Source organism: Alkalibacter saccharofermentans DSM 14828 (assembly GCF_900128885.1).
Taxonomy (GTDB): Bacteria; Bacillota; Clostridia; order Eubacteriales; family Alkalibacteraceae; genus Alkalibacter; species Alkalibacter saccharofermentans.
On the sequence record NZ_FQTU01000026.1, the window covers coordinates 1 to 8,052 of the forward strand.

General features: G+C 36.9%; 7 protein-coding genes and 1 pseudogene. All 8 read left to right on the top strand.

The window, feature by feature from the left end:
* Positions 1-441 (top strand): mannonate dehydratase (locus BUB93_RS11050; protein ID WP_200789522.1); only part of this gene is annotated, 441 nt, incomplete at its 5' end.
* A 270-nt stretch (positions 442-711) separates the two neighbouring features.
* Positions 712-1,425 (top strand): FadR/GntR family transcriptional regulator, encoded by a 714-nt coding sequence (locus BUB93_RS11055; RefSeq protein ID WP_073272243.1) that lies wholly within the window; start codon positions 712-714, stop codon positions 1,423-1,425.
* A gap of 506 nt (positions 1,426-1,931) precedes the next feature.
* The gene (locus BUB93_RS11060) at positions 1,932-3,200 is read left to right on the top strand and encodes a nickel pincer cofactor-dependent isomerase, group 22 (RefSeq protein ID WP_073272246.1); all 1,269 of its coding nucleotides are present in this window, start codon (positions 1,932-1,934) and stop codon (positions 3,198-3,200) included.
* A 203-nt stretch (positions 3,201-3,403) separates the two neighbouring features.
* The gene (locus BUB93_RS11065; RefSeq protein ID WP_073272250.1) at positions 3,404-4,456 is read left to right on the top strand and encodes a TRAP transporter substrate-binding protein; all 1,053 of its coding nucleotides are present in this window, start codon (positions 3,404-3,406) and stop codon (positions 4,454-4,456) included.
* 81 nt (positions 4,457-4,537) lie between these two features.
* Positions 4,538-5,041, top strand: a complete 504-nt coding sequence (locus BUB93_RS11070) for a TRAP transporter small permease (protein WP_073272253.1) — start codon at positions 4,538-4,540, stop codon at positions 5,039-5,041.
* Between the two features lie 14 nt (positions 5,042-5,055).
* Entirely contained in the window at positions 5,056-6,330 is a 1,275-nt protein-coding gene (locus tag BUB93_RS11075; RefSeq protein WP_073272255.1) for a TRAP transporter large permease, read from the top strand.
* A 107-nt stretch (positions 6,331-6,437) separates the two neighbouring features.
* Positions 6,438-7,460: a zinc-binding alcohol dehydrogenase family protein gene (locus BUB93_RS11080; protein ID WP_073272258.1), complete on the top strand. Its 1,023-nt coding sequence runs from the start codon at positions 6,438-6,440 to the stop codon at positions 7,458-7,460.
* A gap of 48 nt (positions 7,461-7,508) precedes the next feature.
* Positions 7,509-8,052 (top strand): annotated as a pseudogene (locus tag BUB93_RS11085) (mannitol dehydrogenase family protein); the annotation flags it as partial.

The window sequence follows — 8,052 nt, forward strand, 5'->3', positions numbered from 1 at the left end:
ATATTCGGGCTTCCAAGGATCATCAGAAGCAGAGATCACATAGCAAAGTTTTTAAAGCTGGTAGACAGTCCGTATAATGGACTTACCCTTTGCACAGGGTCACTAGGACCAAACCTGCTAAATGATATCCCTTCTATAATCAGAGAATTCCACGACAGAATCCACTTTGCCCATATAAGAAACGTAAAGGTCTTTGAAAACGGGGACTTTATAGAAGTTTCCCATAGGGGAAAAGATGGAAACGTAGATATTTACGAAGTGTTAAAAGCTTACCACGACAACGGCTTCGCCGGATACGTAAGACCTGACCATGGAAGACACCTTTGGGGCGAGGAGAAAAACTGCAGGCCTGGATATGGACTGTACGACAGGGCAATGGGCGTTATGTACATGCTCGGAGTATGGGATAGCTTAGATAAGGCGAAGGAACAGAATAAATAAATTAATAAAAATGAAGCCTCTTTTCTGAATAATTTAGGAAAGGGGCTTTCATAGTTATATGTTGAGTTCTGATAAGGGAACGTAATGATAAAGGCGATAAGTCTCGTAGAATGTGCATGGGAGTGCTTGGCTCATAAAAAAACTTGTTGACATTTAGCTGGATATTAAGTTAGTATTTTATACAAAAGACAAGGTGCTTAGGGTCTTTATTAGCAGTTATTGAATAACTAGCTTTAAGTAGTAATATAAATGGGATGTGAATAATAATAAATGAGCAGTATAAGCGATTTGATTTATGAGGATATAGAGTCACAGATAATCAACGGGGAATTAAAGCCGGGAGACAAATTGCCTTCGGAAAATGAATTATGCGAGAAATGGAATACAAGTAGAATTTCTGTAAGGCAATCTTTGGAAAGACTTATTAGCTTAAGAGTCCTTTATAAGGCTCAAGGTAAGGGGACTTTTGTAAGCGAACCTGATCCTTCTATTTTTTTAAATCCTTTGATATCGTTTTTGATGTTTCGAGATGAGAATATTATTGATATTCTCCAGTTTAGAAGCATTATTGAAGTTGGAAATGTTAGATTGTGTGCGATAAATAGAAGTGTTGAGAATTTGAAGAATCTCAAAAAATATATTAGAATAATGGACGAAAATAATATCGATAAAGTTCCAAACAGAATATTTGCTGAAGCTGATCTAGACTTTCATATGGAAATAGCGCGTGGTAGCAATAATCCCTTGAATGTTAAAACAAATGAGATGTTCAGGCACGTAATGCGCAAACATCAAATAAATGTAAATGAAAAACTAGGGTTGTCGAGCAGCATAAAAGAACACAAGAATATATATACTGCAATTGAGGAAAAAAATCCTGAATTAGCAGCCCATTTCATGCAGAGTCATATCTCTAGAACTATCGAAGATATAAAAAAATTGAATGTTGATACATATATAGATTTGGAAAATCTAGCCAAATAAATGGCGATAATATTTTTTGCTAACGAAAGCTTGGGGTTACGACCTTGGGCTTTGTTTTTTTGAGGTGGCAGAAAGATAATGAGATTGGTGAACATAAGTGGAAACGAATACAGCGAGCAACTTGTAAAACAAGTTGCTCGCTGTATTCGTTTAGAATGAAATAGATTTACAAAACAGCATAAAGATACGTACTAAAAACCAAGGTTGATGTCAACGTTAATGGCAGATAATCGTAAAATAGGTTTAATGTGTAAAAAAAAGCAGAACAATTGCCAAATAATGCAACCATGAAAACGATTCACAAGAAAACAAAAAAACATTGACATGAAAAAATGTATAACGTATAATTGTCACAACGGCAACTTGTAATACAAGTTTGAGATATTTAGATACAACGATTTTACTTTGTAAAAGTGCTGAAAAAGAGATTTCTTTTAAAGCTAATGAGAAATCGTTTTAGAATGCAGTGTATATCAAGAATTGAAAAGTTAGATAGAGGTGACATAATGGAAATTGTAAACAAATTAATTGAAGACATCAAAATACCTAAGATGGCAAAAGTAAGACAAATATTCCCTCGCCCAATTGTTGAAGATGTAGCAGGGGCTGTAAACATAGAACTTTCAAAAGATGAAATAAAAGAAAGAATAAAACCTGGAATGAAAATTGCTATTACTGGCGGCAGTCGAGGCGTCGCAAATATTGCAATAATTTTGAAAGAAGTAGCTAGCTTTATAAAAGAACAAGGTGCTGAGCCATTTATCATACCGGCAATGGGGAGTCATGGTGGAGCTACTGCTGAAGGTCAAACAGAGGTTTTGGAAAGCTATGGCATTACTGAAGAGTTTTGTGGTTGTCAAATTAAATCTACTATGGAGACAACACACATAGGATATACTGATGAGCAACATCCGGTGTATATTGATAAATTTGCTGCTGAAGCAGACGGTATTGTAGTTGTAAATCGGATTAAGCCCCATACTTGCTTTCGAGGAACTTATGAATCTGGATTGATGAAAATGATCACAATAGGTTTAGGAAAACAAAAAGGAGCAGATGTATGTCATGCAGCTGGTTTTAAACATATGGCGAGACTAGTTCCGTTGTTTGCAAATGCAATTCTCGCTAATTCCAATATTTTATTTGGGATAGCAACTCTTGAGAATCCTTTTGATGAAACGTGCAAGGTGTTAGCTTTAACAAATGAACAAATTCCAGCAGTAGAACCCAATCTTTTAATAGAGGCAAAAGGAATGATGGCTAAAATCTTATTTGACGATATTGATGTTTTAATAGTCGATAAGATTGGGAAGAATTACTCAGGAGACGGTATGGATCCTAACATATCGGGAACGTTCTGTACTCCATACGCATCAGGAGGCGTTAAAGCACAGAGAGTAGCAGTTCTTGATCTCAGTGATGAAACCCACGGCAACGCAGTCGGAATGGGGTCTGCAGACTTAACAACTAGAAGATTGTTCGAAAAAGCAGATCTTGCAAAAACATACCCTAATGCCATAACATCAACAGTGGTAAACAATATTAAAATTCCAATGATTTTAAATAGCGACAGAGATGTTATAAAAGCAGCTATTAAAACTTGCAATGAAATAGATAGAGAAAATCCGCTAATTGTTAGGATTGGAAATACATTGCATGTAGAGTACATTTATATTTCGGAAGCGCTTTTAGATAAAGCGAAAGAAATGACAAATGTTGAAGTCATTAGCGAAGCTGAAGAAATGGAATTTGATGACAAAGGCAATTTGTGGTGAGTGTAGTAAAGGGCTTAACTATCACCCTTGACCATTGTGAAAACGTTATTATTATATAGATTGAGCATAGTATTGATTTTCATTATATAATCTTTATGATAATGACCATAATATATTCAATTAATTTTAGGAGGTGAGCAATAAGTTACTAATGTATGTGTAATATTGCAAAATGCTATTAATTAATCCGAGGGGGAAAAAGAATGAATCGTAAAAAGTTATCTTTAATCAGTATCTTACTAGTTTTATCAATGACGTTCTTAGCCTGTAACAACTCAAATGGAGGAGAGAACCAAAATCAAGATGAAAATGGAAATCAATCAACAGGAATAACCGAAAAAATAGAATTGAGTTTAGGACATGGGCAAGCATTAGAGAGTCCACCACATAAAGCCTTAGTTGCTTTTTCGGATATAGTTAAGGAAAAAAGTGATGGGATGATCGAAATACAGATATTCCCTGCTAACCAATTAGGGAATGAGAGAGATTTAGCAGAAGGTTTGGAAATGGGCACTATTGATATGGCGTATATATCGTCAGGTGTTATGGAAAACTTCCAACCTAAATTAGGCGTTTATAGCCTGCCATTTATATTTAGAGATATAGATCACGTAGAAAAAATTGTAAATGGATCTATAGGTGAAGAATTATATGCACCAATGCTAGAAGATCAGGGCATTAGAGTCATGAAAGCTTTTGTTCAAGGGTTTAGATATTTGTATTCGAATACACCAATGCCTAAGTTGGAAGACTTTGCAGGTGTAAAAATCCGTGTTCCAGAATCTCCAGCATTTGTAGGCACATGGAATAGCCTAGGAGCTAATCCAACTCCTATGCCATGGGGAGAGCTATACACTTCAATGCAAACTGGAGTGGTAGATGCGTTTGAAGTTCATACATATTCAGTAGTTGTAGAGCACCTTTATGAAGTAATTAAGCACATGACAACAACAGGCCATATTCTTTCTACATCATTGGTCATGGTAAGTGAAGACGTATTCTCAACTCTTCCTCAAGAAGCACAAGACATAATTAATGAAGCTATAGAGGAAGCTTGGGCTGTTAACTATGACTTGATTGTCAATGGCAACGAAAAAAATATTGAGACTTTAAGAAACGAAAAGGGAGTAGAAGTACACGAAGTATCACAGGAAGAAAGAGCTGAAATGAGACAAGCAGCACAATCTTTATATGATGAATATGCTCAAAATCTAGATGCGGGCGATTTGATCAATACTATCGAAAACACGAACTAAGCTGTTAAATGAGCTGATCTAGCATGCTAGATCAGCTCTAATAAATTATTGCAGTATTAACTGGTAAGGAGATGATTTGATTTGGGTAGATTATTCAAAATATTTGACACTTTGGTGAAAGTTGCTACTGGAGGTCTTTTTGTAAGTTTTATAGGCATAATATGGATGCAAGTGTTTTCAAGGTATGTATTAAACAACTCAATAACTTGGGCTGAAGAATTTGCACGATACAGTTTTGTATGGATGATATTTTTAGCAGGAGGAATTGCGCTGGATAAGAGGGCATACATGGGATTGGATATAATTTTCAACTTTTTTTCTGATAAAAAGAAAAAGATCATAGTGTTGTTTACAGATGTATGCGTAATTTCATTTTTAGTTTTTTTAGGTTCGGCAGGTTATGAAATTGTTGGAAGGACGATGAGACAAACATCACCAGCTTTGAGAATACCACTTGGTTATGCATACTCCGCTATTCCTGTAGGCTGTCTGATAATGCTAATATACGCCGTCAGGAGAATGTACGTAGACATAAGAAATGGGAAACAAGAAACAATGGCGTCAAAAGCTACAAAACAGATATAAAGGGGTGATTTCGAGTGTTGTGGGTACTAATAATTGGTTTTTTTGTATTAATGGGCATAGGAGTACCAATTGCTTTTTCCATGGGATTATCAGGAATAGTAGCAATATTTATAGATGGCAATATTCCTAGAGTGATAGTGCCACAAAGAATTTTTGTTGCAATGGACTCATTTACTTTAATGGCGATACCATTTTTTATTTTAGCTGGCGAACTAATGAACACAGGTGGGATTACGAAGAGAATAGTTAAGTTTTCAAGTTCATTAATTGGTCATATACGCGGTGGATTAGCCCATGTCAATATACTGGCAAGCATGTTCTTTGCAGGCATTTCAGGCTCGGCAGTAGCAGATGCTTCATCAATAGGAGCTATGTTGATACCTGCGATGGTAGAGGATGGTTATGATGATGACTTTAGTGTTGCTGTTACTGCTACATCATCCTGTATAGGACCGATTATTCCTCCAAGCATAGGTATGATTGTATATGCTTCGATGTCGGGATTGTCAATAGGATCTCTATTTATGGGAGGTATGATTCCGGGGATTTTAATGGGATTAGTGCTGATCATGGTCACGTATGTGTTTGCTGTTAAGCGTGGATATAAAGCAGAACCTAAAGCTAGTTTGAACCAGATTTGGGCTAGTTTTAAGGGTGCGATTAGTGCTCTATTGATGCCACTGATTATATTAGGAGGTATATTGAGTGGAGTGTTCACAGCTACAGAAGCGGGTGCAATCGCGGTCTTATATGGATTTATAGTAGGGTTTTTAACAAAGCAACTAAAAGTATCGGATTTACCTAGAATTATTATGAACGCTGCGGTTGTTACAACCACTACGATGATGGTAATTGGAGCGGCTCAGGTAATGAGTTGGTTACTTGCAAGACAGATGTTCCCGCAGTTAATTACTACAGCATTGACCACGTTGACACAATCGCCTATTATTGTGCTGATATTGATATTGGTTGTTCTGTTTATATTGGGTTTCTTTATGGATGCCACCGCATTGCTGATAATTTTAGTGCCGGTATTAGTGCCAATAGCTAATCAATTTGGTTTTGACCCTATACATTTTGCTGTGTTGGTGGTAATGACTGTGCAAATCGGAGCAGTTACCCCTCCGGTAGGAATTTTGTTATTTATAACATGTAATATTGGGAAAATTCCAGTATCTAAAGGAGCAAAAGCTGTAGCACCATTTTTGGCTGCAATGATTGCGGTAGTATTGTTGTGTTTGTTTATACCTGGTATTATAACTTGGATTCCTTCGTTTTTTGCAAGTTGAATTAATAGTTTGAATTAATATGTTTCAGTGCTTTATTAAAAATCTTAAGTTGGATATTATTTGAATTGGCAGGTCAATGTATTGTATTAGAAAGGAGAATTTAATTAATGAAAACTATTTTAGTGGAGAAACCTTTTGAAATAAAAATTGCAGAGGTGGAAAAACCAGCAATTGAGAATAAAGATGACGTTTTGATAAAAATAATCAGTGGAGGTATATGTGGTTCAGATATAGGTATTTTTAATGGGAGCAACTCTCTTGCCACATATCCAAGAATCATTGGTCATGAGTATGGTGGCCAAGTCGTAGAAGTGGGTGACGGAGTTACAGATCTTATCGTTGGAGATAAAGTAGCGATAGATCCCGTTAGATCATGCGGGGAGTGCTTTGCATGTAAAAATGGAAGGCACAACGTGTGCAGCACGTTAGAAGTTACCGGAGTTCATAGAGATGGAGGATTTGCTGAATATATTGTAGTTCCCGCTGCCAATGCTTATAAAATCGATACAAGCAAGGTGCCAGAAGAGTTGATCAGTCTGGTAGAGCCGTATTCAATAGGTGCTCAAATCAACGCTAGGGGCGAGATAAAAAAAGGAGATAAAGTGCTGATAATGGGCAGTGGCCCTATTGGCGTATGCACTATGCAAATTGCAAAAGCGCGAGGTGCGGAAGTTGTCATCACGGACATAGTCACATCGCGTCTTGAAAGAGCGAAAGAAATGGGTGCAGATATAGTCGTAAATGTACTGGAAGAAGATTTGAGTAAGGTGATAATGGATTTTACCAATAATGAGGGTATGCCTGTAGTTATAGATAGTGTATGCTCGGTGGAATCTTTTGAGCAATCAGTGGGAATGGCGAGCCCAGCTGGGAGAGTTGTAGTAATAGGATTATTGAGTAAAAAGTCTGCTATCGCACAAGTTGAAATTACTAAAAAAGAGCTTAATATAATTGGGTCGAGATTGAGCAACTACAGATTTCCAGAAGTAATAGAAGGGTTTGAAAGTGGAGTGCTAACTCCGGAAAAGTTAAGAACTCATTCCTTTCATTATACAGAAGTTGTAAAGGCATTTGAATTGATAAAGGAGCATCCTGAGCAAGTATGTAAAGTTACTCTGAGATTTGACTAACCAAGGATTTAGTTGTTAGTTGTGCGTAAATAAATATATGACGAGAGGATGAGAATTATTAAATTAACATTAAAGGGCTTAATGGAAGTCAACCAATGGAACGAAAAGTCATATAAGCTGCCTGCTTTTGACTACGAAGCGGTTAAGGCAGAGACGATTAAAAACCCCAACTGGATACACTTTGGGGCAGGCAACATATTCAGGGCGTTCTTGGCAAATGTGAACCAGAACAACCTTAATGAGAAGAGTGCGCAAAAAGGAATAGTTGTGGCAGAGGGATTTGACTATGAAATAATAGAAAAGATGAACAAGCCCCACGACAACTTGAGCCTATTGGTTACGCTAAAGTCAACGGGAGAAGTAGAAAAGACGGTAGTGGCGAGCGTGATGGAGTCCTTGACTGTAGACCCAGATAATTCAAGTGACTGGAAAAGACTGAAAGAAATCTTTGTAAACCCAAGCCTACAGATCGTAAGCTTTACAATAACAGAAAAAGGATACAACCTAAAGGATAATAAAGGGAGCTACTATCCAGCGGTTCAGGCAGATTTTGAAGCTGGCCCCGAAAACACCCAAAGCTATATCGGAAAGC

Bases quoted from the DNA above. Each gene is read 5' to 3' on its own strand.
- BUB93_RS11080 (WP_073272258.1), top strand. From the start codon at position 6,438: ATGAAAACTATTTTAGTGGAGAAACCTTTTGAAATAAAAATTGCAGAG.
- BUB93_RS11060 (WP_073272246.1), top strand. From the start codon at position 1,932: ATGGAAATTGTAAACAAATTAATTGAAGACATCAAAATACCTAAGATG.
- BUB93_RS11055 (WP_073272243.1), top strand. From the start codon at position 712: ATGAGCAGTATAAGCGATTTGATTTATGAGGATATAGAGTCACAGATA.
- BUB93_RS11065 (WP_073272250.1), top strand. From the start codon at position 3,404: ATGAATCGTAAAAAGTTATCTTTAATCAGTATCTTACTAGTTTTATCA.